Genomic DNA, 23,500 nt, shown 5'->3' with positions numbered 1-23,500 from the left:
ATTTATGCGAATATTAAAACGAATATCATTACTATTATTATCATTAGTAATGATAATATCTTTGAGTGGCTGTACAGCAGATACTAACAACAAAGATGAACGAGCGAGTTTTGATCGATTTATTGAAAGACAATTTATTGAAACAATGGAAAGTGATTATACAACTGCGCATGTTTTTTTAGAACATCCTGAGAATTTTGATGTTGATATTTCAAAGTTAACAGTAAATCTAGGGGTGCGATTAGATGAAGAAAGCATGAGAAATCAGGAGAAGAAAGATGCTGATTCGTGGGCGGAGTTTAAGAAGTTCGAGCGTTCAAAACTAACTAAAGAACAGCAGGATACTTATGATATTTATGAATTTCAAAATAATCTAGCTCGTGAAATGAGCGATGATAAATTTGATTATTATCAACAATTGTTTGAGAGTATTTCTGGAATACATTATCAGATTCCTACTATGTTAGCTGACTGGTCGCTTAGAAATGAACAAGACGTAAAGGATATTATTAGTTTAGTGAATGATGTCTTACCATATTTACAAGGAGCTATTGACTATACCAAAGAACAGGCAAAACGTGATTTGCTAATGATAGATGTTGATGCGGTTAGAGAGTATTGTGATAATGTGATTAAAAGTGGTGAAAATAGTTTAATTTTATCTGATATAAATAAAAATATAGATACTTTAAATTTAGAAGAGAGTGTTGGCAATACATATAAAGAGCAATTAAAAACAGCTTTTAATTCTTCTTTTATTCCTGCTTATCAAGCTGTTAAAGATTTAATGGATGAAGTAAGTCTAACCGGCAATAATGAAGAAGGATTAGTCAAGTTTAAAAATGGAAAAGAATATTATGAACTGTTATTGCAAAATGCCGTTGGTTCTGATAAATCAGTAATGGAAATAAAAGAATTAATGGAAGACAGTTTAGACAAACATATTTCCAAGCTTCAGGAGAATGTGATTAAAAATGCTAGTGTTAGAGAATTTCTTACTAGTGGTGGTGAAATACCAACTACAAAGTATACTAGTTATGATGAAATTCTAGATGATATTAGTGCTCAACTATTTGAAGATTTTCCTAATGTTAGTAGTTTATCTTATAATATTAGGGATATTAATGAAGAAATAGCATCTTCTTCTGGCGTCGCAGCATATTTTAATATTCCGCCTTTGGATGGTAACGGTATAAAACAATTACGGGTCAATCCATCGACTGGTGAGGTATCAGATCTTGATACTTTTTCAACAGTAGCCCATGAAGGTTATCCGGGGCATATGTATCAGTATGCATATATGTATGAAAATATTCAATCCCCATATCAAAAGGCTTTAGCTAATTCAAGTGCTTATACAGAAGGATATGCGGTATATGCCCAATTTTATGCATATAAATATCTAACAGGCATTGATAAAAATGTATTAGAAGCGCTTAAGGAAAATGAATTAGCAAGTTATGATATAATGATTCTTTGTGATATTGGAATTCATTATGAGGGATGGTCACTTGATGATTTTAGTGACTTTATCTCTGAAAAGGGTATTAATCTAGAGGAGGACAGTTTAAAAACTCAATATAAACAATTGCAAGCTAATCCGGCTGCGTTTGAGCCATATTATGTTGGTTATGAAGAATTTATGCTTTTAAAAGAAACAGCTCAAAATAAATTGGGTGATAAGTTCAATGATAAGAAATTTCATGAGGCAATTTTAAAGAGTGGAAATGCACCTTTTACAGTTGTTGAAAGAAATGTAGCAGCTTATATTAAGAGTGCTAAATAAAAGATTTTATATGAATCTAAAAAACAGTTAGAGTATTATGATTGTAAGTTGGAAAAAATTGGTATACTATATGTATCATAAGAAAAGGAGATGTATATATGTACGGAAAACTTGCTTGGGAAAAGTATAATGATGAACAAATTAATGATATTATGACTTTTAATGAAGGTTATAAAAATTATATTACCAAAGGTAAAACAGAACGGTTATGTGTCAGTGAAACTGTTAAACTGGCAATGGCACATGGATATAAAGAGTTAAATGAGGTAGATATTTTAAAACCGGGTGATAAAGTATATGTTACTAATATGAAAAAAAATATTGCTTTATTTGTTATTGGGAAAAAACCGCTAGAAGATGGAATGCGAATCTTAGGTGCTCATATTGATTCACCAAGAATGGATCTTAAACAAAACCCTTTATATGAAAGTGAAGGGTTTGCAATGCTTGATACACACTATTATGGTGGGGTAAAAAAATATCAATGGGTAACTATTCCACTGTCAATGGTAGGTGTTGTAGTAAAAAAAGATGGTACTGTGATAAATGTAAATATTGGTGAAGATGAAAATGATCCAGTCGTTGGAATTAGTGACCTGTTAGTTCATTTATCTGCTGATCAATTGAAAAAAGATGGTGCGAAAGTAATTGAAGGAGAAGACCTAGATGTTACTTTTGGAAGTATTCCTTTAAAGGATCATGAAAAAGATGCTGTAAAGGCAAATGTTTTAAAAATTCTAAAAGATAAATATGATTTTGATGAAGAAGATTTTTTAAGTGCGGAAATTGAAATCGTACCTAGTGGGAAAGCTCGTGACTATGGAATAGATCGTAGTATGGTTGCTGGTTATGGGCATGACGATCGTGTTTGTGCTTATACATCATTAATGGCTATTTTAGATATAGAAATGCCTGATTATACAAGCTGCTGTATTTTAGTAGATAAAGAAGAAATAGGAAGTGTTGGAGCAACTGGGGCACAGTCTTTATTCTTTGAAAATACGGTTAGCGAATTATTGTTGAAACAAGGAACAGATAGTTTCGTTAAAACAAGAAAAGCCATGGCTAATTCAAAAATGTTATCAAGTGATGTTAGCGCTGGAGTTGATCCATTGTATTTAAGTGTTAACGATAAGAAAAATGCTGCATATTTAGGTAAGGGAATAGTTTTTAATAAATATACTGGAGCTCGTGGTAAAAGTGGTTCTAATGATGCTAATCCTGAATATATGGCAGAAATTAGAAAAATCTTAGATGATGATAATATTTATTACCAAACAGCAGAATTAGGTAAAGTTGATCAAGGTGGTGGGGGAACAATCGCTTATATCCTTGGAAATTATAATATGAATGTAATAGATGCAGGAGTAGCAGTGTTAAATATGCATGCACCAATGGAAATTGTTAGTAAAGTGGATGTATATGAAGCTTATCTAGCATATCGCACATTCTTGAAACAAATTTAAGATATCTTCGGATATCTTTTATTTTTGGATTTGAACTAAAGATGATAAACCATAAGATAATTGCAGATAACAGTGATAAGTTATAGAAAGTTGCCCGTTTATTAAACCATTTTCTTGCTTAGAAAAAGACTTGCAGGAATTGTAATTTTAGTTATAATGTTTTAGGCTTGGAGGTGGAATGGATGAAAAATATGACTCAGGGTAATCCCCTAAAATTGATTTTGATGTTTTCTATGCCGCTGATGTTAGGAAATATTTTACAAGAGTTTTATACAATCGTAGATACGATTATTGTTGGGCAATTTTTAGGGGTAAAAGCTTTAGCTAGTATGGGGGCTGCAGGCTGGATCCAATGGATGCTCCTTAGTGTTGTTATGGGGTTCGCACAGGGCTTCTCGATTAAAGTCGCTAATTTATATGGTGCAAATAACCATGAGGGAATTTCTAAAACAATTGGTAATATTGTTATTGCTTGTCTTGTAATTGCACTACTTTTAACGATTAGTGGTGAGCTGATAATCATTCCAATTCTCAAACTCTTACAAACACCTAATGATATTATTCAAGGGGCAATTGCTTATTTACGAGTGATGGCTGGTGGTGTGACAATTACTTTGATGTATAATTTGCTATCATGTGTTCTACGGGCTTTTGGGAATAGTAAAACACCATTACTTGCAATGGTAATTGCAGCTTCATTAAATGTGGGGCTGGATCTGTTATTTGTCTGTGTTTTTCATTTGGGAATAGCTGGAGCTGCGATCGCAACAATATTAGCTCAGCTATTTGCCAGCTTATTTTGTTTACTGGTTTTATATAAACAAAGCATTTTTAGCTTAAAGTCTGAACACTTTAAAATTCAGCGGCATTTAATTTTTGAATTAGTAAAATTAGGGCTTCCTTTAGCCTTGCAAAACGGAATTATTTCAATTGGTGGGATGATCGTTCAATTTGTGGTGAATGGTTATGGAGTTATTTTTGTAGCCGGCTTTACTGCAACGAATAAATTATATGGTTTACTTGAAACAGCTGCTATTTCTTTTGGTTATGCTTTAACTACTTATAATGCGCAAAACTATGGAGCTCTTGAATATCAACGGGTTCGAGAAGGTGTTAATGCTTCAGCATTAATATCACTTGTTACTTCATTAATAATCGCTCTTATTATGATTGTTTTTGGCCGAAATATTTTAACTTTATTTGTATCAGGAAGTCAAAATGAAATTAATGCGGTTCTTGAGGTTGCTTATCACTACTTGTTTATTATGGCGGTCTGCCTACCGATCTTATATATATTACATACTTATCGAAATGCTTTACAGGGATTGGGAAATACAGTTATTCCAATGTTTTCTGGAATTGTAGAATTATTGATGCGTGTAGGAATAGCACTTTTCTTACCACTGTTTATGGGGCAGGAAGGAATTTATTATGCAGAAATTGTTGCTTGGACTGGAGCTGCTTTATTACTGTATATTAGCTATAAACGGACTAAACTGGGGGATTGATGAATCCGGTTTTAGTTATCAAAAATGTTGATAAAAAGAACTATTTTTAAACTAGAGAAGTCATGCTATAATGGGATTAAGGATGGTGAAAATTGTGGTAAAAGTTGAAGTGGTTCCGTATAATGAAGATTGGCCTCGTAAGTATGCGCTGGAAGCAAATGTGATTCGCAATATCGTTTTAGATGAATTAATTACAATTACACATGTTGGTTCAACTGCAGTTCCTGGATTAGTTGCTAAACCGATTATTGATATTTTGATCATCGTTGAAGACATAAATAAATTAGATCAGTTAGATCCTTTATTTAAAAAAGAAGACTATGAATGTTGTGGGGAGGACGGGATTTCAGGTCGACGTTTTTATTATAAAAGCGATGGTTCAATCCATGTTCATGCATTTGATGAAAGAAGTCATGATAAAATTGAATTGCTGATTTCTTTTTATGATTATTTAAAAGATAATCCTGATATTGCTAGGGAGTATGGTGAATTGAAGCTTTCATTAGCTAAAAAATATCCTGATAATATCAAAAAATATAAAAAGGGTAAAGAAGCTTTTACAAAAGAAATACAAACCAGAGCGTTAAAATGGTATCGTCATAAAGATGTCGAACAGATATAAATAGTTCTTAATTCCACTAATCAGCATATTAATTAGTGGAGGTAATAATATGGATAATAATAACAGTATTCGTTTTGAACACACACCTTATCATAATGTTTATTTAAAAGACCGTAAAAATATTGAATTAACAGGTGTGAAAAACATTGAAAGTTTTGATTCGCTAGAATTTTTAATTGAAACATCATTAGGTTTTTTAAATATTACGGGGACCGAATTATCGTTGACAAGGTTAGACCAAGAAAAATGTGAGGTTAGTATTAAAGGCAACATTGATGCTATTTCCTATGTTTCAAATAAAAAGAATCAAAAAGGAAAAGACAGTGTTTTTAATAAACTGCTTAAATAATGGACTTAGTAAAACAAATTCAAGGAATTAGTTATTCACTGGTTTTTGGTTTCACTTTCACTTTTATTTACAGTCTCATCAATCGTTTGTTTTATAAATACCACAAACGCATTTTTCGACTCATTTTACAGATTGTTATTGGTATTATTTTTGGGTATCTCTATTATCTTGGTCTGTTAGTTATTAATAATGGGGTCGTTCGAATATATTTTATTATTAGTATGGTAATTGGATATGTTCTCTATCTTAATTATTATAGCTATTATATGTTTTTTTTGATTGAAATAATTGTAAGTATGTTAAAATATCTTTTAAGACCGATAATATTCATTTTTAGGAAAATAAGTGGTATAATAAAACGCATGAAGAGGGTGGTAAAATGGCTAAAAGAAAAGTTTATAAAACCGTCAAAGGATTTGCCTACATGATTATAGGCTGCGGCTTGATGTTGACTTTATTTAATAGCGCCATAACTGTCTTCCAGCGTCAAGATGAAATTGCGGTTTTGGAAAAGGAAAAGAAAGCAGTAGAAAAAGAAAAAAAAGCTTTAGAAAATGAGATCAGTTTATTGAATGATGATGATTACGTAGCTCGTTACGCACGTGAAAATTATGTTTTCACGCGTGAAGGTGAACAAGTAGCGATCATTCCGGGCGTAGAATAAATAAGCACTTTGTGCTTATTTTTATTATTTATTGGAGGTAATTTATGTTTATAGAAGAGAATATGTATATGAGATCATTGCGAAGAAAGCGTAAAATCACAATTTATGTACCTGATGATTATGAAACTAGTAATAAGCGTTATCCGGTCTTGTACATAAATGATGGTCAAAATGCTTTTTTTGATGAGACTTCATATATGAAAATTAGTTGGGGATTTTATGATTATGTTCAAGCGCAGAACTTAGATGTTATCATGGTGGCGATTCCCTGCAATAACCGTTTAAATAAACGTGAAGATGAGTATGGACCATGGCGAATTGGTAAAGAAATTTTAATGATGGAATATGGTGATGATAGTTTAGAAATTGGTGGTGAAGGGGACAAGTATTTACGCTTTATTATTAAGCAGTTAAAACCTTATATTGATACTCATTTCCCTACGATTGTTGAAGATAGTGCGATGGTTGGTAGTTCAATGGGTGGAATCATTACAACTTATGCAGGATTAAAATATCCCCATATTTTTAAAAAGACGGCATCGCTATCTAGTGCATATTGGTTTTATATGGATGAACTTATTGATTTGATCCATCGGAGTGATTTAAGTGCTACGCAATGTTTTTATCTTGATCTAGGTGGTAATGAAGGTAATGGTGATGAAGAGATGAGCCGTATCTACTATGAGAGTAATGAGACAATATACAATGAGCTTATTAAGAAAAGTAATCGGATCGAAGGACGGTTCTTTGAAGAAGCTGGTCACAATGAGTATGAATGGCGTCAACGAGTGCCGATTTTTATGGACCTATTTTACAAATAAGAAAATAATTCGAGGTTTTAATAATTTATGCTATTATTAAAGTATTGGAGGATATTTTATGTATAAATTAATGTTGTCAGATTTAGATGAGACTTTATTGGTAAAGCATCACGTACCAGAATTTAATGTTGAAGCAATCAAAGCTGCTCGTAAAAAAGGATTAAAATTTGTTCCAGCTACAGGGCGGGCTTATAATATGATTCCGGAGATTTTAAAGGAAATCGATGCATATGATCAAGAAGGTGAATATTCAATTTGTTTTAATGGGGCATTGATTGTAGAAAATAAAAATAATCGTATCTTAAATTTTGAGGGAATATCGTTTGAAACAACTAAAATGCTTTTTGAAAAGGCTCGAGAGTTTGATGTTTGTGTACTTATTTTCACAATTGACATGTGTTATATTTATAATGCTGATCCTGATGAGGTACAGCGTAAAACGGATCAAAAGGCACCGTTCGTTGTTATTGATGAATACAATATGGATGACTTGAAAGATGAAAAGATAGCAAAGATTTTGTATGAAAAAAGAGATATGCCGTATTTAAAGTCGATTGAAGTGGAAGTCAGTGAGATGATTGAAGGAAAAGCTTGTGCTAGTTATTCTTCAGGGCGTTATTTAGAATTTAATGCGATTGGAATTGATAAAGGTTTTGGGTTGCGCTGGCTAGCTAATTATTTAGGCATCGATATTAATGAAACAATTGCAATTGGTGATAATTATAATGATGTTGAAATGATTAAAGCGGCTAAGTTAGGGGTATGTGTAACATGTGCGACTGATGACATTAAGGAATTAGCGCAGTATGTCACTGAAGTTGATTATGATCAAGGAGCAGTAAAAGAAGTAATAGAAAAATTTGTATTGGAGGCAGAATAATGGGATATAAACTAATAGCATGTGATTTAGATGAAACCTTATTAAATGATGAGCATTTGGTTGGAGCGAAAAATGTCGCAGCAATCAAAAGAGCCCGAGAAGAATATGGCGTGAAATTTGTTCCAGCTACAGGACGAGGATTTATGCAAATTCAACCAGAGTTAAAAGAATTACAATTATATGACCTTGAGGGTGAATATGTAATTTCTTTTAATGGTGGAGCTTTAACAGAAAATAAAAATAATCGTATTATTGAGTTCAAAGGTTTAGAGTTTAGTAAGATGAAAGAAATTTTTGAAGCAGGATTAAATTTTGATGTTTGTATCCATGTTTATACGCCTGATAATTTATATGTGTTTAATTTAAGTGAATCGGAACGCCAAAGAATTAAAAATCAAAAGTTAGAAGCGGTATATCCTGAAGTTAATAGTGTTGATTTTTTAAAGGATACACCAATTTCTAAGATTTTGTATCAAAATGTTGATGTTCCTTATTTAATGAGTTTAGAAGAGGGGTTAAAACCAATTACTGATGGACATTGTGCGGTTAGTTATTCATCAAATCGTTACATGGAATTCAATGCTCTTGGGGTGGATAAAGGACAAGGATTGATTGATTTAGCAAATAAATTAGGCATCGCTATTGAAGAAACGATTGCTGTTGGTGATAATTATAATGATATGGCAATGTTAAAAGTGGCGGGCTTATCAGTCGCTGCTAACAATGCTGTAGATGATGTTAAAGCTGCATGTGATTATACAACAAATGCTAACAACAACGAAGGTGTTGTGGCAGAATTGATTGAGAAATTTATTTTTAATGAGATTTAAAGATATTGTTGAAATTGAGTTTCAACAAGATTATTATAAGCAGCTACATCAGTTTGTTGAAAATGAATATTTACATAAAACGATTTTTCCCCCAAAAGAAAATATTTTTAGAGCTTTAAATCTTTGTGATTATGAAAATGTTAAAGTAGTTATTTTAGGACAAGACCCTTATCATGAACTTCATCAGGCAAATGGATTGGCATTCAGTGTTTATCCGGGGGTTCGGATTCCCCCAAGTTTGGTTAATATTTATAAAGAGTTACAAGATGATTTAGGAACAATGATTCCTAATCATGGAGATCTCACAAAATGGGCTAAGCAAGGAGTCTTGTTGCTTAATAATGTGTTAACAGTTGAAGAAGGGCGGGCTAATAGTCATTCTGGTAAAGGTTGGGAAACTTTTACTTTAAATATTGTTAAAGCTTTAAATAAACGCCAAAAGCCGCTAGTATTTATTTTATGGGGAAATAATGCCCGTGCTAAAAAACAATATATCGACACTTCACGTCATTTGGTTTTAGAGAGTGCGCACCCTTCTCCACTATCAGCACATCGGGGATTCTTTGGTTCACATCCTTTTAGTAAGGCAAATGAATTTTTGATTAGGAATGGAATGCCAATGATTGATTGGCAAATTGATAATATTTAAAGGTTGGTTTATAGTAATTATACTGATAAAGGCAACCTTTTTCTTAAGTTTTCTTAATCGTTATAGGATTCATTAAAAAAATATATTAAATATGTTATAATTAAAAGTGAAAAAAGGAGGGGACTAAAATGAATAGTGGTATTGGGATTATTTGGGCACCGGTTAGTGCTGGAACATTGGTTATTTGGGGACTTGGAATATTTGTTGCAGTTGTAGGAATGGTGTGGTTTGTTAAACGGCTCAAAAAAAAGATTCAATTATAAGATAAAAGAGGGATTTCGTAAAAGAAGTCCTTTTATTTTGAATCCTTATTTGTCATTATAGATAAATTGTATTAGAATAAGTTAAATTACTTGCAGAGGAGAAAATAATGTTTAATGATATTAAAAGTGCGCTAGTGTATATAGAGTCAAAGCGAACTAAGCGGACCTTGGAACAGTTTAAAGAGACAATTAAAAAATATGGCTTTAACATTTACCAAAAAAATATTATTCATATAGCTGGAACTAATGGTAAAGGTTCAACAACTAATTTTATTAAAGATATTATGGTTGAACATGGGTATCGTGTGGGAACATTTACATCACCATATCTTATTTGTCATAATGATCGTATTTGTATTAATGGGGAAATGATAAGTGATGAACGACTGCTGATGATTATTAACAGTCTTGTTGAGATTATTGAAAGCGAACAATTATCGATGTTTGAAATTGATATTTTGATCATGTTGCGTTATTTTGATGAAGAAGAACTAGATTATCGAATTATTGAAACAGGAATCGGGGGATTAAATGATAAAACTAATGTAATTGATAGTGTTTGCAGTGTGATAACTAATATCGGTTATGATCATCAGTTTATGTTAGGTGATACTTTAGCACAAATAGCTCATCATAAAGCTGGAATCATTAAACCTGAACAAACTTGTTTTACTAGCGAAATAAATAATGATTTGATTGATATTTTTAAAGCTGCAGCTGAAATTAAAAATAGTCAAGTAGTTAGTGTGGAGATAGATTGTGATTATCGATATCCTTATCATTTTAGCTGTTTAGGTTATGATTACCAGTTAAGTAATTGTGGTAGTTATCAGGTTGCTAATGCGACATTGGCGATTAATGTATGTGACTATTTGATTGAGTTAGATCATTCCTTAGTACAACGAGCTTTAGATGGATTTAGCTGGCCAGGCCGATTTGAAAAGTTTGGAAAGATTTATTTAGATGGGGCACATAATATCGATGGAATCAAGGCACTAATTAAGACATTACATGATCAACAAATAAAAAAGGCATTAGTTATCTTCAGTGCTTTGGGGGATAAAGATATTGAACAAATGGAAGCTTTATTAAGTGAATATCCATTGATTCAAGCAACATTTGCAGATGAACGGCTACAATTAGAAGGAATTGATTTTAAAGAAGCAATTAAAAATAATATTGATCTATATGATCATTTAATTATTACAGGCTCGTTACATTTTATTAGCACGGTCCGTAAATATCTTCAAAATAATTTAATTGAAAAGCAGGTATGATTCAAATTTACCTGCCTTTTTGTTTGTCAACAATAATAGTTACGATGACAGTGATTGCGAAGGTTGAGATAGCACCATATACCGCCTAGCATCAAAACTAAGAAGAAAAAACTCCCAGCGAGAATTAGGCTAATAACACTTGTATAAGCATAGGCTTCAATGATAATTGCTAATAGAGAAATTAGGATTAAGCCACTACTGCCGAGCGTAGCTAGATTACCGCAACAAGTATAAGCGTTATTTGGCGGGGTTAAAGCTTCGCTGATTAAGATACTGACGAGTCCAAAGATACCGAGGAATGCATTGATGATAAAGAAAATCTGATTGATATAAATTGAACTACCAAATATTAAAAATATAGCAATTGCAACAATAAGTGCAAAACTAATGATTAATAATTGTTTTTTTAGACAATTCATTATTTCCCTCCTTTCTAATATAACTTATGCATTCTTGAAAGAGAGATAAGATGAAAAAGCATAGAAAAAGAAGATAAAATCTTCTTAGTCAAAATTACGATTATACCAAGTTAGAAAAATATAGACGGTCCAAATTTTTCGCGCATTATTGTGAATTCCTTGATAATGTTCATCAAGAAGATAATTTAAATAGTCACAATTAAAATATTTTTGAGCACTTTTACTGTTGAAGAGTTCTTTAATAGGCTGATAATATTGTTCTTCTTTGATCCATTCATTTAAGGGAACAGGGAAACCAAGTTTTTTTCGTTCACTATTTTGAAGAGGAAGGGATTTTGCTGCCATTTTTCGAAAAATATACTTAGTTGCTTTTTTGTTGACCCGCAAATTTGTTGGTAAAATGGAACTAATAGCCCATACTTCTTTATCTAGATAGGGTACTCGCACTTCAAGTGAATTAGCCATGGAAATATGATCAGCTTTACGCAAAATATCGCCCCTTAGCCAAAAGTTTAAATCAATATACTGCATTTTAGTGATATCATCTTTTCTTGCAACATCACGGTAGTAAGCATTTGTTAAAACTTGTGGTGGGTATATAGGCCATTGTGGTTTAATTAGTTTTTTTAGCTCATGGTTTTGAAAAATAAATGCATTTCCAATAAATCGTTCTTCTATCTTTTGTCCAGCTCGGATTAAATATTGTTTACCTTTAAATTCATAATTGGTCTTTATTAAAATATTTTTAAGACCTTTACGAAGAAAGAAAGGAATTATTTTCGTTGGGGCTAGGGTCAGGGGGGTTTGATAGATATTATAACCTCCGAATAATTCATCAGCGCCTTCTCCTGATAATACTACTTTTACATGTTGACTAGCCAATTTAGTTAAATGATAGAGTGGGATGATCGAAGGATCGGCAACTGGTTCATCAAGAATATTTAAAATAGTAGGGATAGTATGCCAAAATTCATCTTTGGTAATTACTTTTTGATAGTTTTCAATATCTAAATATTGAGATAATTCTCGGGCTAAAGGGAGTTCGTTACAACGATGATCTTCAAAGCCGACACTAAAAGTTTTTTTTACTTGGCTGTTTGCTGCTAAGTAAGAAGAATCGATACCTCCAGATAGAAAAGAACCCATTTCAACATCTGCTAGGCGATGGTGGCTGATTGAATCTTTCAGCGTTGATTCAAGCATATTGAGGGCATCGGTTTCTTTTAAATTATCATCAAGATTATAATTGAATTTAAAGTAATGGGTTAGTTTTAGATTATCAGTAAATTCAAGATAATGAGCTGGTAAGAGTTGAAAGATGCCTCGGTAAAATGTTTCTGTTAAAGGATTATATTGAAAAGCTAAATAGCTTGAAAGGCACTGCTCGTTAAATTTTTTTTCAACTCCCGGATATTCAAACAATGCTTTGATCTCTGAAGCAAAAACTAATTCATTTTTAACAATTGTATAAAATAATGGTTTAATTCCAAAAATATCACGCGCTATAAAAAGCGCCTTAGTATGTATGTTGTAGATGGCAAAAGCAAACATTCCTCGTAAATGATTAACAATATCATTACCGTATTCTTCGTATCCGTGGATGATTACTTCGCTATCGCTATTAGTCGTGAAAGTATGACCTAAAGAGATGAGTTTTGCTCGTAAGACTTGATAGTTGTATATTTCACCATTAAAAACGAGAATCAATGATTTATCTTCATTAAATAAAGGCTGGTTACCGCTGTCTAAATCAATGATACTTAAACGTCGCATCCCTAATGTGATTTTACTATCTTGATAGTATCCTTGATCATCTGGTCCGCGATGACTAATTTTTTGTAACATATTTTCAATAACGCTTTGATTGTTGGAAACGTTATTAGTATATCCAATAATTCCGCACATATAAATACCTCCATGGTGGCATTATATGCTTTAAATAATAGAAATGGGTAAAAGTTAAGCTTTATTAAATAATGCTAAGATAGATAAGAAAAAATTAAGAATAAATAAGAATCAATAAGGACTTAGTCCTTATTGATATGGATATTGATAATTAAGCGCTTCATCAAATTCAGCCCATTCAAGATAGACTAATTGTAATAAGTAGCGTTTACCGGTTTTGGGATCGTGAAGAATAAAATGATCTCGTCCCGCCTGTTCAATAATACCTTTAAAGATTCTGTCCCGCCATTCATTGCTGCCGGTATACGTAAAGTAAAAGGTACCTAATTTCCCAACGTTGATCCGTAAAATATTTTCAACATATGCTTGATCAATAACTGGTGCTGGAGTTACTGAAGGTGTAGAAGGTGTTCCTGGGGTTTGGTTAGGGGTAGGGGCCGGAGCTGGCGTTGGGGTAGTATCAGGGGTTTCAGCTGGAGCTGGATCCTGCCGTACTAAATAAGGGTTTAAGTCATTAAAATAATCCATAATCGATCTCCTCGTATAATTTTTTATAAATCACAATTTAATTTTAAGCCTGGGTTATAAAAACAGTGTTGTTTAAAGCGACCGGATAAATTGCCATAGAATTTTTCTGGGCAAGCGACATTGGTACCGGGATTTTTAAACCATAGGGCATTAGTTGCCGGTTCATTTCGATAGCCGTTAATACAGCGTAATGCAATTTGCCGAAGCAGTTCGTTGACTGGTTCGTTAAAGAGTGGGGTTCCGACCCCGGAAAAAGCATTCTTTTGGTAGACTACTTCAGTGATGGTTCGGGTGTTTCGAAAAACATCACAGTTTGCAACAACGCGATTGATAACTACATTACCAACTAATAGCATACCTTGTTCTCCTTCACCTAAAGCTTCAGATTTAATAAGCCGCGCTAGTAAATCGACTTCTTCGGTTGAGTATTTAATTCGTGCCAAATTATCACCCCGTTATAATATATGCAGTTATTTATAAAAAATGATAGTTGTTTGAATTTAGGGAAAATTGCGGGGATAAAAATTATGATATCATTTTATTAAAAAATAAATGAGAGTATAATATATGACAAGATACAATAATTATATTTCGTATAATTAATCTCGAATTTATTTCTAATTTATGGTAGAATTAAATTATAGGTAAAGCGCTTACATTAGACAAGGAGGTATTTAAAAATGGGAAGAGAGATTGTCGCAATGATTTTAGCTGGTGGACGTGGAACACGTCTAGAAGCCCTAACAGCTAAAGTAGCTAAACCAGCAGTACACTTTGGAGGTAAATATCGTATTATTGACTTTCCTTTAAGTAACTGCGCTAATTCGGGGATTGATATTGTTGGGGTGCTTACGCAATATGAATCTGTATTGTTAGGTACTTATGTTGGTGCCGGAACTAAATGGGGACTTGATGGAAAACAATCACTAGCTGCAATTTTACCGGCTCGTGAACGTGGTGAAGTAGGAGCAACCTGGTATGCTGGAACGGCTGATGCTATTTATCAAAACATTAGCTTTATCGATCAATATGATCCAGAATATGTTTTGATTTTATCTGGGGACCATATTTATAAAATGGATTATGATAAAATGCTTACAGCTCATAAACAACGTAAAGCTGATGCCACTATCGCTGTATTAAATGTATCATTAAAAGAAGCAAGCCGTTTTGGAATCATGAATACTTATGAAGATGGAACTATTTATGAATTCGATGAAAAACCAGAAAAACCAAAATCTACATTAGCATCAATGGGGATTTATATCTTTACTTATAAGCAATTAAGAAAATATTTAATTGCAGATGCCAAAAAAGAAGATAGTAAACATGATTTTGGAATGAACATTATTCCTGACATGTTAAATGATAACAAGAAATTATATGCTTATGAATTTGATGGATATTGGAAAGATGTTGGAACTGTTGAAAGCTTATGGCAGGCTAACATGGACTTGTTAAAAGATAAAGATCTTGATTTATATAACATCAAGAAAGATTGGAAGATCTATACTGAAGATACTTTAGGAAAACCACAAATTATCGGGGATCAAGCTAAAGTTAAAAATTCTTTGATTACACAAGGATGTTTAGTTAATGGTAATGTTGAAGGATCAGTTTTATTCAACAACGTTAATGTTGGTGAAGGGGCTAAAGTTATTGATTCAGTATTAATGCCAGGGGTATTAGTTGAAGAAGGCGCTGAAGTGTATAAAGCAATTGTTGATGAAGGTGTAGTTATTCGTGCAAAAACTAAGATCAACAAAGAAGCTAAAGAAGTCGCTTTGGTTAGTGATAATAAGTAGGGGAGGAAATAGAGATGGTAAAAGCAATTGGTATAGTTAATTTACACTCAGATGTAGATTTTGTCGGTCTTACAGAGAGAAGACCAGTAGCGTCTGTTAGTTTTTTAGGACGTTATGCATTGATTGATTTCGTATTATCTAATATGTCAAATTCAACAATTGATGCAGTCGGAGTATTGATTCAAAAAAAACCAAGATCATTATTTAAACACTTAGGTAATGGTGATTCTTGGAACTTTAACTCTAAAGCTGGTGGGGTTTCATTATTATATAATGAAAAATACGCCAATAACCCTAATTATAATCATGATATTAATAATTTAATTGAAAATATCGCTTTTTTAGAAGCTAATAAGGCTGATTATGTTGTGATTGCTCCAGCACATATCATAACAACAATGGATTATGAAGATGTAATTGAAAATCACGAAAAAACCGGTGCTGAAATTACAATGGTATATAAGAAAGTTCATGATGCTAATGAAGCATATATTGGATGTGATTGCTTAACGATCAAAGATAAAGTTGTAACGGCTGTAGAACGTAATAAGGGTAGTCGTAAAGATCGTAGTATTTCATTAGAAACTTATGTAATTAATACAAAAACTTTATTAAAAGTAATGAAGCAGGCGCAAAAAATCAGTTCATTCTTTAGTTTAAAAGATGTACTGGGTTATTTATGTGATGAAAAACAAATTAATGCTTATGAATATAAAGGTTATGCACGCTGCATTGATTCATTAGAACATTATTATAAATATTCATTAGAGTTCTTAGATTTAGATGTGTCATCAGCAGTATTTAAAAGCAACTGGCCGATTTACACAATCACAAATGATACACCTCCAGCAAAATATTTAACAGAATCAGATGTAACAAGATCATTTGTTGCAAATGGAGCAATGATCAATGGGACGGTGGAAAATAGCATAATTGGACGTGATGTAGTAATTGGGACCGGTGCAGTAGTAAAAAATTGTATTCTATTCTCAGGTTCAGTGGTTAATCCAGGAGCGCATCTAGAAAATGTAATTATGGATAAGACTTCTAAAGTACAACGGCAATTGAATTTAAAAGGTGATGCAACTACGCCATTGTATATTAAAGAAGGAGATGTGGTTTAATGCGAGTTTTATTTGCAACATCTGAAGCGACGCCGTTTATCAAATCGGGTGGGCTTGCAGATGTCCTAGGTTCTTTACCAAAAGAGATGGTAAAGAAAGGTGTTGAAAGTATTGTAGTGCTGCCAAAGTATCAAGATATGAAATTGGCTGATGAAATTGAATATGTCACTAGTTTTGATATTTGGGTAGGATGGCGAAAAGTATATTGTGGTGTGTTTACTTATGAATTAGACGGGGTACGTTTCTATTTTATTGATAATGAACAATATTTTAGAAGACCTGGTTTGTATGGCTATGATGATGATTATGAAAGATTTGCATATTTTGATTTTGCAGTTCTTGAATTGATTTCTCATCTTGATATTAAGCCGGATGTTCTTCATTTGCATGATTGGCAAACAGCGATGATTGCGATGTTGTATAAAGAAAGATATTGTTATTATGAACATTACGATAATATTAAAATCGTCTTTACAATTCATAATATTGCTTTCCAGGGAAAAGCTGACCCTAAATTGTTAAGTGAGTTATTTGGATTAGATAATTATTTATACTATAATGGTAATTGTCGAAATGATGGATGTTTAAATATGATGAAAGCAGCTATTTTCTATAGTGATATTATTACAACTGTTTCACCAACTTATGCACGTGAAATTTTAACTCCAGAGTATGGAGAAGGTTTACAAAATATCTTAGAAATGCGAAAATATGATTTGTATGGTATTTTAAATGGTGTTGATTATGATGTAATTAATCCAGCAACAGATCCTCAAATCGTTAAAAATTATGATTTAGAGACGGTGTTTAAAGATAAAATTGTAAATAAATTAGCTTTACAAAAAGAAGTGGGATTGCCTGAAGATAAAGATGTTGCACTAATTGGGATCGTGACACGATTAACTAAACAAAAAGGATTAGATTTAATTATCAATCAATTTAGTGAAATGTGCAGTCGTAAGGTTCAAATCTTGATTCTTGGTGCCGGTGATCAGGTTTATGAAGATGCTTTAAAAGGAATCGCATATCACCACCAAGATACTGTTTCATTACAGTTAAAATACGATTTTGGGTTATCTTGTCGTATTTATGCAGGGTGTGATATGTTCTTAATGCCATCGTTATTTGAACCTTGTGGGTTATCACAGATGATGTCTCTTCGATATGGAACGATTCCAATCGTAAGGGAAACTGGTGGTTTAAAAGATAGCGTTGAGCCATATGATGAATATGCTGATACTGGAACTGGATTTAGTTTTGCAAACTATAACGCTCATGAAATGATGAAAACAATTGACTATGCTTTAAAGGTTTACGATGAAGATCCTGAGGCATGGAAAGGAATCATGACTAGAGCAATGCAGGCAAAGTTAGATTGGGATGCTAGCGCTGACCAATATTTAAAAGTATTTAATTCGTTAATAGGATAAAAGACAGAGCAATCTGTCTTTTCCTTTCCAAAGGAGAAGGTATGATAAAAGCAATTTTTTTTGATGTAGATGGAACATTGATTTCTAAAAGCAGATCAGTGCTTAGTGAGGGTGTAATAGCAGCTTTAAAACAGCTTCAAGAAAAGGGAATCAAATTATTTATTGCAAGTGGACGTCACTATTTAGAATTAGATGAGTTAGGGATAAATGCTCAATTTACATTTGATGGTTATCTAACATTGAACGGAGGGTATTGTTTTAATCAGGAAGGGGTTATTTATAAAAATCCCATTAATTCTAAAGATGTAGAAAGAATCGTTGATCATGTAACTAAACATCAGTTGGCTTGTAGTTTTGTTGAAGGAGATGATTTGTATATTAATTTAATTAATGATCTGGTTGTTGCTGCACAGACGGCAATCAATACCTCATTACCACCGAAAAAAGATGTTTCACGAGCCTTGATTAATGATGTTTATCAAATCGATCCTTTTGTAACAAAAGAGGAGATAGAAGAACTGGTAGCTTTAACGCAACATTGCAAATATACTCAGTGGCATGATGGAGCTTATGATATTATTCCCAAGCAAGGTGGGAAGCAAGAAGGAATCAGTGCTATCTTGGATCATTATAAAATCAAGGTTGAGGAAACGATGGCTTTTGGTGATGGACATAATGATATAGATATGCTCCAGTTTGTTGGTACGGGAATTTGTATGGAAAATGGCTGTGCAGAAACAAAGGCAGTGTGTGATTACATAACAGATAATGTCGACAATGATGGGATTGTGTCGGCTTTACGATATTTTGGCTTATTATAAAATAATTGTGGGCTAAATAAGGTTGTAATCGGTTGGAGAGTTGTGTAAAATGGGATAGTAGAGGAGTGGTTGTAATGAAAAAAATAATGAAAATACTTGTTACAACTTTATGCTTGTGTCTTGTGACAGCTTGTGGCGCGCGGGATAAAGATGTTAACTTAGAAAAAAGTGGAACTAAGTATAGTACTGATGATGGAGTTAGTTTTTATTATCCAAGTAATTATGAGATTACTGCAAATGCAACTGATACAGATACAGTAGAATTCTCTAAGGACAACAACACATTGTATTTTAAAGTAATTAAAGATGAAACTGATAATGTTGTTGAAGATAAAGATGAATTATATACTGGTGAAATTGAGCAAAGTGGTGCTTCGGAGATTGAGGTATCCAAACCGGTTTTAGACAGTGGTCTTGATGTTTATCAATATGTATTTGTTCATAGTGATACTGGAATTAGAGCCAAAGAGATAGTTTACTTTAGTGATGATAATACTTATATTTATGGATATCGTGCTGCTAAAGATGATTTTGAGGATAACGATAAAGATATGACAGTATATTTGCAGAGTTTTTCTATGGCAACAGGTAAATAAGTTGTATTTCATGAATGATTTTGTTAAGATAAACATATATTTAAATTATAGGTAAACGAAGTAGATTATTAGAAGTTAATAGAGATAGCCTGATGGTGGAAACGGCTAAATGGAAATAATTGAACTGCCCTTATCTGAGTCTTTTGAAAAGAAAGAACGTGAACTAGCGTTAATAGTAATCTTAAAGCATCTATTATCGGGTGGAAGAACACAATGGTGTCCTGATAGTAATATGCTTTTTTATTTATGGAGGTAATGATGAAAATATTTAACACCCTTACAAATAAGAAGGAAGAATTTAAACCGCTTCGCGAAGGTGAAGTAAGTATTTATGTATGTGGGCCAACGGTTTATAATTATGTTCACATTGGTAATACTCGCCCGATGATCGTCTTTGATGTACTTAGAAGAACATTTGAGTATTTAGGATATAAAGTGACTTTTGTATCAAACTTTACTGATGTTGATGATAAAATCATTAAGGCGGCTAAGGCAGAAGGAATAACTGAAAAAGAACTTACTGATAAATATATTGCTGCTTATGAAGATGTTCGTCGGAATTTGAATTTATTATTCCCAACTTATGCACCTAGAGTTACGAATACGATGGATGCAATCATAAAATTTATTGATAATTTAGTTAAGAGTGGTTATGCTTATGAGGTTGACGGGGATGTTTATTTTAGAGTATCTAAAATTGATGAGTATGGACAATTATCAGGGATCAAAATCGAAGATTTAGTAGCTGGAGCGAGTGAACGAATCGATGAAAATGATAAAAAAGAAGAATCAACTGATTTTGCATTATGGAAAAAGACGGATGAGGGTATTCGCTTTGATAGTCCATGGTCAAAAGGACGTCCTGGCTGGCATACTGAATGTGTAGTTATGATCAACGATATTTTTGAAGGTGGTAAGATTGATATTCACGGTGGGGGACAGGATTTGAAATTCCCACATCATGAAAATGAAATTGCTCAATCAATGGCTTGTCATCATCATCCGATTGCACATACTTGGATGCATAACCAAATGATCAATATTGATAATCAAAAAATGTCTAAATCCCTAGGAAATGTTATTTGGGCAAAAGATATGGTTGCTGAATTGGGCTGTAATGTAGTTAAATGGTTTATGTTATCAAGTCATTATCGTAATCCATTAAATTTAACGGAAGAAGTTTTGAATAGCGTGAAAAAAGAAGTTGCTAAAGTTGATAATGTAATCAAATCAGTTTCTTTGTATTTACAAGTTAATCATATCGCTAATGAAAATTATAATAAAGCGGCAGTTGATGGGATGGTTGGAGCTTTAGAAGATGATTTAAATACATCGCTGGCTTTAACTAAAATTCTTGATCAAGTAAAAAAATTGAATCTGGCTTTCCGTCAAAAAGAAAAGAATGATAAAGCTATAGCAATTGAATATCAAACACTATTAAAAATGACTGCAGTGATTGGCTTTGTTTTTGAACCGCGTAAATTAAATGCAGCGGAACTAGAGATATATCAAGCATGGCTTGAAGCTAAACAAAATAAGGATTTTGAAACTGCTGACAAATTAAGAACTCAATTAATTGAAAAGGGGATCATTTAATGCGCCCGGAATTAATCAATGCAAGTGTATTAGCTTATCTGGGTGACAGTATTTTTGAGGTGCTAGTACGTGATTATTTAGTTAAAGAAAGTGGTTTTGTTAAACCGAACGATCTTCAGCGTGAAGCAGTAAAATATGTATCGGCAAGCTCACATGCTGCATTTATGCATGATATGCTGGATGAAGAATTTTTTAGTGCTGATGAAGTTGGAACTTATAAACGGGGACGCAATACCAAAGGGAGTAAAAATGAAAGTCTTGATCATATGCATTCAACAGGATTTGAAGCAGTCATTGGGACTTTATACTTAGAAGAAAACTTTGATCGAATTAAAGTGATCTTTGAGCGGTATAAACAATATATTAATAATAAATAAAATCGAGATAAATTTGAGACGAAATTAGGTGAAAAATATGAAACAATATATATATGGTAAAAACACAATATTAGAAGCTTTAAAGGGAGATAAGAGTGTATATACTGTGTATGTCCAAAACAATGCTAAAGATAATGGCATAATTGAGCAATGTAAAAGAAAAAAAATTCCATTCAAGATTGTTGATAAGTCTGAATTTATCAAGAAACTTGGAAATGTTAGTCATCAGGGAGTGATGGCGGAAATTGAAGAATATCGCTATTATAGTATTGATGAGATCATCAATACTATTCCTGATGGTAAACAGCCACTATTATTAATGCTTGACGGGTTAGAAGATCCACATAATCTAGGAGCAATTTTAAGAACTTGTGATGCTATTGGGGTTGATGGTGTTATCATTGGGAAAAATCGTAGTGTTGGTTTAAATGGGACGGTTGCAAAGGTTTCAACAGGTGCTATTGATCATGTTAAGGTTGCTCAAGTTACAAATTTGACTAGAACATTAGAGGATTTAAAAAAGCGTTCTTTTTGGGTTGTTGGCTGTGATTTAGATAAATCCCAAGATTATCGTCAGGTTGATTATAATATGCCTTTGGTAATAGTAATCGGTTCAGAAGGTTTTGGAATATCAAGACTAGTTAAAAAAAGTTGTGATATCAATGTTGTCTTGCCCATGGTAGGGCATATTAATTCGTTAAATGCTTCTGTGGCAACAGCAGTGATTTTATATCAGGTATATAATTCTCGTAATCCTTTATAGTAGGAAGGAGGTAACCATGAATGGTTACGAAATCGAAGAATTGTATTATTTATATCGTCAGGGGTGTCCGATTGCACAGGCACTTTTGATTGAATATTGCTACTGGCAAATTAAGATGATGATGCCGGCGTATTGTTATACGATGACATCATATCAGAGTGATTATAAAGATTATCTTCAAGTAGTAATTATTCGTTGTTTATTGGCTTTGGATAATTATCGTCCTGATCGTGGCATGCAGGTTAGAAGTTTTATTTCAATGGTGATCCAAAATACGATTAGTTCTTTAATTGTCAAAAACCAAGGTAAAGTAGTTAGGGAACGGCAAACTTTATTTTCTTTGGATGATTATTGTAGTGATGATGAGCGAATCAGATATGTAGATGCAATCGCTGATAATAAGAGTCCAGATCTACTATTAATTGATCAAGAACAACAAAAGAGGGTTGATGCGTATATTTTAAATGTTTGCTCGGCTTGGGAACAAACGGTAATTGCTTATCATAAGTGTGGTTTTAAAGACCAGGATATTGCTTTGAAGCTTAATAAAGACATTAGAAGTATCTATAATGCTAATTATCGGATTCAAAAAAAGATGGAAAATTCAAATCTATTTGACTAGTCTGTATATTTATGATAAATTATAATAGCGTAGAAATGAGCTGATTATATGAAACAAAAAGTTATTTTAGTGTGTAGTGAGTGTTTGTCACGGAACTACACCATTACAAAAAACAAACGTGTAAATGTAGAAAGACTGGAATTAAACAAATACTGTAAAAAATGCGGGAAGCATACCTTGCATAAGGAAACGAAATAGGAGGACTAAGTGTGAAATTTCGCGATTGGTTTAGTTTAAAAGGGATTAGAAAAGAAATTAAAAATGTCAGTTGGTTATCAAAAAAAGAACTAGCTCAAAATTCAGCAATAGTACTACTATTTTGCTTTGTAATGGGGTTATATTTCTTTGCCGGTGACGCAATTATTGCATTTATTTTAAAGACATTGGGGATGAACTAAA

The 23,500-nt window shown here is 32.7% G+C and carries 29 protein-coding genes; 25 read left to right on the top strand and 4 right to left on the bottom strand.

Going from position 1 to position 23,500, the window contains the following annotated elements; genetic code table 11:
* Positions 1 to 4 precede the first annotated feature (4 nt).
* The 13 genes from KSU54_RS00875 to KSU54_RS00820 all read left to right on the top strand — a co-directional run bounded on the left by KSU54_RS00875 (position 5) and on the right by KSU54_RS00820 (position 11,115).
* Positions 5 to 1,786 (top strand): DUF885 domain-containing protein, encoded by a 1,782-nt coding sequence (locus KSU54_RS00875; RefSeq protein ID WP_040434246.1) that lies wholly within the window; start codon positions 5 to 7, stop codon positions 1,784 to 1,786.
* Positions 1,787 to 1,884: 98 nt separating this feature from the next.
* On the top strand, positions 1,885 to 3,252 hold the full coding sequence (locus KSU54_RS00870; RefSeq protein WP_003536964.1) for an aminopeptidase: 1,368 nt from the start codon (positions 1,885 to 1,887) through the stop codon (positions 3,250 to 3,252).
* Positions 3,253 to 3,434: 182 nt separating this feature from the next.
* Positions 3,435 to 4,760: an MATE family efflux transporter gene (locus KSU54_RS00865; RefSeq protein ID WP_003536965.1), complete on the top strand. Its 1,326-nt coding sequence runs from the start codon at positions 3,435 to 3,437 to the stop codon at positions 4,758 to 4,760.
* Between the two features lie 82 nt (positions 4,761 to 4,842).
* A complete protein-coding gene (locus KSU54_RS00860; protein ID WP_008793081.1) occupies positions 4,843 to 5,382 on the top strand; it encodes a GrpB family protein in 540 nt (179 codons plus the stop codon).
* Positions 5,383 to 5,431: 49 nt separating this feature from the next.
* Positions 5,432 to 5,731, top strand: a complete 300-nt coding sequence (yabP, locus tag KSU54_RS00855; protein WP_003536967.1) for a sporulation protein YabP — start codon at positions 5,432 to 5,434, stop codon at positions 5,729 to 5,731.
* Positions 5,731 to 6,159 (top strand): spore cortex biosynthesis protein YabQ, encoded by a 429-nt coding sequence (gene yabQ, locus KSU54_RS00850; RefSeq protein ID WP_003536968.1) that lies wholly within the window; start codon positions 5,731 to 5,733, stop codon positions 6,157 to 6,159. The genes yabP and yabQ overlap by 1 nt, the downstream gene beginning before the upstream one ends.
* A complete protein-coding gene (locus KSU54_RS00845; RefSeq protein WP_008793080.1) occupies positions 6,111 to 6,395 on the top strand; it encodes a septum formation initiator family protein in 285 nt (94 codons plus the stop codon). Before yabQ ends, KSU54_RS00845 begins: the two co-directional genes overlap by 49 nt.
* 44 nt (positions 6,396 to 6,439) lie before the next feature.
* Positions 6,440 to 7,216 carry an alpha/beta hydrolase gene (locus tag KSU54_RS00840; RefSeq protein WP_003536970.1) on the top strand — a complete coding sequence of 259 codons (777 nt, stop codon included), beginning with the start codon at positions 6,440 to 6,442 and terminating at the stop codon, positions 7,214 to 7,216.
* A 58-nt stretch (positions 7,217 to 7,274) separates the two neighbouring features.
* Positions 7,275 to 8,096 carry a Cof-type HAD-IIB family hydrolase gene (locus KSU54_RS00835; protein ID WP_003536971.1) on the top strand — a complete coding sequence of 274 codons (822 nt, stop codon included), beginning with the start codon at positions 7,275 to 7,277 and terminating at the stop codon, positions 8,094 to 8,096.
* Positions 8,096 to 8,926, top strand: a complete 831-nt coding sequence (locus KSU54_RS00830; protein WP_003536973.1) for a Cof-type HAD-IIB family hydrolase — start codon at positions 8,096 to 8,098, stop codon at positions 8,924 to 8,926. The genes KSU54_RS00835 and KSU54_RS00830 overlap by 1 nt, the downstream gene beginning before the upstream one ends.
* Entirely contained in the window at positions 8,916 to 9,575 is a 660-nt protein-coding gene (locus KSU54_RS00825; protein ID WP_003536975.1) for a uracil-DNA glycosylase, read from the top strand. The genes KSU54_RS00830 and KSU54_RS00825 overlap by 11 nt, the downstream gene beginning before the upstream one ends.
* A 128-nt stretch (positions 9,576 to 9,703) precedes the next feature.
* Positions 9,704 to 9,838, top strand: coding sequence for a hypothetical protein (locus tag KSU54_RS19095; RefSeq protein WP_003536977.1), 135 nt, complete (start codon positions 9,704 to 9,706; stop codon positions 9,836 to 9,838).
* A 107-nt stretch (positions 9,839 to 9,945) separates the two neighbouring features.
* The gene (locus KSU54_RS00820) at positions 9,946 to 11,115 is read left to right on the top strand and encodes a bifunctional folylpolyglutamate synthase/dihydrofolate synthase (RefSeq protein WP_003536979.1); all 1,170 of its coding nucleotides are present in this window, start codon (positions 9,946 to 9,948) and stop codon (positions 11,113 to 11,115) included.
* A 26-nt stretch (positions 11,116 to 11,141) separates the two neighbouring features.
* Here KSU54_RS00820 and KSU54_RS00815 read toward each other — a convergent pair whose 3' ends face one another.
* The 4 genes from KSU54_RS00815 to KSU54_RS00800 all read right to left on the bottom strand — a co-directional run bounded on the left by KSU54_RS00815 (position 11,142) and on the right by KSU54_RS00800 (position 14,410).
* On the bottom strand, positions 11,142 to 11,534 hold the full coding sequence (locus tag KSU54_RS00815) for a hypothetical protein (protein WP_003536981.1): 393 nt from the start codon (positions 11,532 to 11,534) through the stop codon (positions 11,142 to 11,144).
* An 84-nt stretch (positions 11,535 to 11,618) separates the two neighbouring features.
* Positions 11,619 to 13,439, bottom strand: a complete 1,821-nt coding sequence (gene asnB, locus KSU54_RS00810) for an asparagine synthase (glutamine-hydrolyzing) (RefSeq protein ID WP_003536983.1) — start codon at positions 13,437 to 13,439, stop codon at positions 11,619 to 11,621.
* 129 nt (positions 13,440 to 13,568) lie between these two features.
* Positions 13,569 to 13,967, bottom strand: coding sequence for a spore coat protein GerQ (gerQ, locus tag KSU54_RS00805; RefSeq protein ID WP_003536985.1), 399 nt, complete (start codon positions 13,965 to 13,967; stop codon positions 13,569 to 13,571).
* Positions 13,968 to 13,990: 23 nt separating this feature from the next.
* Positions 13,991 to 14,410 carry a cell wall hydrolase gene (locus tag KSU54_RS00800; RefSeq protein ID WP_003536987.1) on the bottom strand — a complete coding sequence of 140 codons (420 nt, stop codon included), beginning with the start codon at positions 14,408 to 14,410 and terminating at the stop codon, positions 13,991 to 13,993.
* A 237-nt stretch (positions 14,411 to 14,647) separates the two neighbouring features.
* On the opposite strand from KSU54_RS00800, the gene KSU54_RS00795 reads away from it, so the two are divergent.
* The 12 genes from KSU54_RS00795 (at position 14,648) to secE (ending at position 23,499) form a co-directional block, all read left to right on the top strand.
* The gene (locus KSU54_RS00795; RefSeq protein WP_003536989.1) at positions 14,648 to 15,772 is read left to right on the top strand and encodes a glucose-1-phosphate adenylyltransferase; all 1,125 of its coding nucleotides are present in this window, start codon (positions 14,648 to 14,650) and stop codon (positions 15,770 to 15,772) included.
* A gap of 14 nt (positions 15,773 to 15,786) precedes the next feature.
* A complete protein-coding gene (gene glgD, locus KSU54_RS00790; protein ID WP_003536992.1) occupies positions 15,787 to 16,896 on the top strand; it encodes a glucose-1-phosphate adenylyltransferase subunit GlgD in 1,110 nt (369 codons plus the stop codon).
* Positions 16,896 to 18,326, top strand: a complete 1,431-nt coding sequence (gene glgA, locus KSU54_RS00785) for a glycogen synthase GlgA (RefSeq protein ID WP_003536993.1) — start codon at positions 16,896 to 16,898, stop codon at positions 18,324 to 18,326. Before glgD ends, glgA begins: the two co-directional genes overlap by 1 nt.
* 41 nt (positions 18,327 to 18,367) lie before the next feature.
* Positions 18,368 to 19,147 (top strand): Cof-type HAD-IIB family hydrolase, encoded by a 780-nt coding sequence (locus KSU54_RS00780; RefSeq protein WP_003536996.1) that lies wholly within the window; start codon positions 18,368 to 18,370, stop codon positions 19,145 to 19,147.
* A 74-nt stretch (positions 19,148 to 19,221) separates the two neighbouring features.
* A complete protein-coding gene (locus KSU54_RS00775) occupies positions 19,222 to 19,743 on the top strand; it encodes a hypothetical protein (protein WP_008793073.1) in 522 nt (173 codons plus the stop codon).
* A 109-nt stretch (positions 19,744 to 19,852) separates the two neighbouring features.
* A complete protein-coding gene (locus KSU54_RS00770; RefSeq protein WP_003536998.1) occupies positions 19,853 to 19,999 on the top strand; it encodes a hypothetical protein in 147 nt (48 codons plus the stop codon).
* A gap of 2 nt (positions 20,000 to 20,001) precedes the next feature.
* Positions 20,002 to 21,339 (top strand): cysteine--tRNA ligase, encoded by a 1,338-nt coding sequence (gene cysS / locus KSU54_RS00765; RefSeq protein ID WP_008793072.1) that lies wholly within the window; start codon positions 20,002 to 20,004, stop codon positions 21,337 to 21,339.
* A complete protein-coding gene (locus KSU54_RS00760; protein ID WP_003537000.1) occupies positions 21,339 to 21,716 on the top strand; it encodes a Mini-ribonuclease 3 in 378 nt (125 codons plus the stop codon). The genes cysS and KSU54_RS00760 overlap by 1 nt, the downstream gene beginning before the upstream one ends.
* A 37-nt stretch (positions 21,717 to 21,753) precedes the next feature.
* Positions 21,754 to 22,479 (top strand): 23S rRNA (guanosine(2251)-2'-O)-methyltransferase RlmB, encoded by a 726-nt coding sequence (rlmB, locus tag KSU54_RS00755; RefSeq protein ID WP_003537001.1) that lies wholly within the window; start codon positions 21,754 to 21,756, stop codon positions 22,477 to 22,479.
* Between the two features lie 16 nt (positions 22,480 to 22,495).
* Positions 22,496 to 23,101 (top strand): sigma-70 family RNA polymerase sigma factor, encoded by a 606-nt coding sequence (locus KSU54_RS00750; RefSeq protein WP_003537002.1) that lies wholly within the window; start codon positions 22,496 to 22,498, stop codon positions 23,099 to 23,101.
* A gap of 48 nt (positions 23,102 to 23,149) precedes the next feature.
* The gene (gene rpmG, locus KSU54_RS00745) at positions 23,150 to 23,299 is read left to right on the top strand and encodes a 50S ribosomal protein L33 (protein ID WP_009009294.1); all 150 of its coding nucleotides are present in this window, start codon (positions 23,150 to 23,152) and stop codon (positions 23,297 to 23,299) included.
* 11 nt (positions 23,300 to 23,310) lie between these two features.
* Positions 23,311 to 23,499, top strand: coding sequence for a preprotein translocase subunit SecE (gene secE, locus KSU54_RS18750; protein ID WP_003537003.1), 189 nt, complete (start codon positions 23,311 to 23,313; stop codon positions 23,497 to 23,499).
* Position 23,500 lies beyond the last annotated feature (1 nt).

The sequence above is a fragment of the Erysipelatoclostridium sp. MSK.23.31 genome (assembly GCF_019125875.1).
GTDB classification, from domain to species: domain Bacteria; phylum Bacillota_I; class Bacilli_A; order Erysipelotrichales; family Coprobacillaceae; genus Thomasclavelia; species Thomasclavelia ramosa.
This window is presented reverse-complemented; position numbering and strand designations above follow the sequence as displayed.

Bases quoted from the DNA above. Each gene is read 5' to 3' on its own strand.
- KSU54_RS00875 (WP_040434246.1), top strand. From the start codon at position 5: ATGCGAATATTAAAACGAATATCATTACTATTATTATCATTAGTAATG.
- KSU54_RS00870 (WP_003536964.1), top strand. From the start codon at position 1,885: ATGTACGGAAAACTTGCTTGGGAAAAGTATAATGATGAACAAATTAAT.
- KSU54_RS00865 (WP_003536965.1), top strand. From the start codon at position 3,435: ATGAAAAATATGACTCAGGGTAATCCCCTAAAATTGATTTTGATGTTT.
- KSU54_RS00860 (WP_008793081.1), top strand. From the start codon at position 4,843: ATGGTGAAAATTGTGGTAAAAGTTGAAGTGGTTCCGTATAATGAAGAT.
- yabP (WP_003536967.1), top strand. From the start codon at position 5,432: ATGGATAATAATAACAGTATTCGTTTTGAACACACACCTTATCATAAT.
- yabQ (WP_003536968.1), top strand. From the start codon at position 5,731: ATGGACTTAGTAAAACAAATTCAAGGAATTAGTTATTCACTGGTTTTT.
- KSU54_RS00845 (WP_008793080.1), top strand. From the start codon at position 6,111: ATGGCTAAAAGAAAAGTTTATAAAACCGTCAAAGGATTTGCCTACATG.
- KSU54_RS00840 (WP_003536970.1), top strand. From the start codon at position 6,440: ATGTTTATAGAAGAGAATATGTATATGAGATCATTGCGAAGAAAGCGT.
- KSU54_RS00835 (WP_003536971.1), top strand. From the start codon at position 7,275: ATGTATAAATTAATGTTGTCAGATTTAGATGAGACTTTATTGGTAAAG.
- KSU54_RS00830 (WP_003536973.1), top strand. From the start codon at position 8,096: ATGGGATATAAACTAATAGCATGTGATTTAGATGAAACCTTATTAAAT.
- KSU54_RS00825 (WP_003536975.1), top strand. From the start codon at position 8,916: ATGAGATTTAAAGATATTGTTGAAATTGAGTTTCAACAAGATTATTAT.
- KSU54_RS19095 (WP_003536977.1), top strand. From the start codon at position 9,704: ATGAATAGTGGTATTGGGATTATTTGGGCACCGGTTAGTGCTGGAACA.
- KSU54_RS00820 (WP_003536979.1), top strand. From the start codon at position 9,946: ATGTTTAATGATATTAAAAGTGCGCTAGTGTATATAGAGTCAAAGCGA.
- KSU54_RS00815 (WP_003536981.1), bottom strand. From the start codon at position 11,534: ATGAATTGTCTAAAAAAACAATTATTAATCATTAGTTTTGCACTTATT.
- asnB (WP_003536983.1), bottom strand. From the start codon at position 13,439: ATGTGCGGAATTATTGGATATACTAATAACGTTTCCAACAATCAAAGC.
- gerQ (WP_003536985.1), bottom strand. From the start codon at position 13,967: ATGGATTATTTTAATGACTTAAACCCTTATTTAGTACGGCAGGATCCA.
- KSU54_RS00795 (WP_003536989.1), top strand. From the start codon at position 14,648: ATGGGAAGAGAGATTGTCGCAATGATTTTAGCTGGTGGACGTGGAACA.
- glgD (WP_003536992.1), top strand. From the start codon at position 15,787: ATGGTAAAAGCAATTGGTATAGTTAATTTACACTCAGATGTAGATTTT.
- glgA (WP_003536993.1), top strand. From the start codon at position 16,896: ATGCGAGTTTTATTTGCAACATCTGAAGCGACGCCGTTTATCAAATCG.
- KSU54_RS00780 (WP_003536996.1), top strand. From the start codon at position 18,368: ATGATAAAAGCAATTTTTTTTGATGTAGATGGAACATTGATTTCTAAA.
- KSU54_RS00775 (WP_008793073.1), top strand. From the start codon at position 19,222: ATGAAAAAAATAATGAAAATACTTGTTACAACTTTATGCTTGTGTCTT.
- KSU54_RS00770 (WP_003536998.1), top strand. From the start codon at position 19,853: ATGGAAATAATTGAACTGCCCTTATCTGAGTCTTTTGAAAAGAAAGAA.
- cysS (WP_008793072.1), top strand. From the start codon at position 20,002: ATGAAAATATTTAACACCCTTACAAATAAGAAGGAAGAATTTAAACCG.
- KSU54_RS00760 (WP_003537000.1), top strand. From the start codon at position 21,339: ATGCGCCCGGAATTAATCAATGCAAGTGTATTAGCTTATCTGGGTGAC.
- rlmB (WP_003537001.1), top strand. From the start codon at position 21,754: ATGAAACAATATATATATGGTAAAAACACAATATTAGAAGCTTTAAAG.
- KSU54_RS00750 (WP_003537002.1), top strand. From the start codon at position 22,496: ATGAATGGTTACGAAATCGAAGAATTGTATTATTTATATCGTCAGGGG.
- rpmG (WP_009009294.1), top strand. From the start codon at position 23,150: ATGAAACAAAAAGTTATTTTAGTGTGTAGTGAGTGTTTGTCACGGAAC.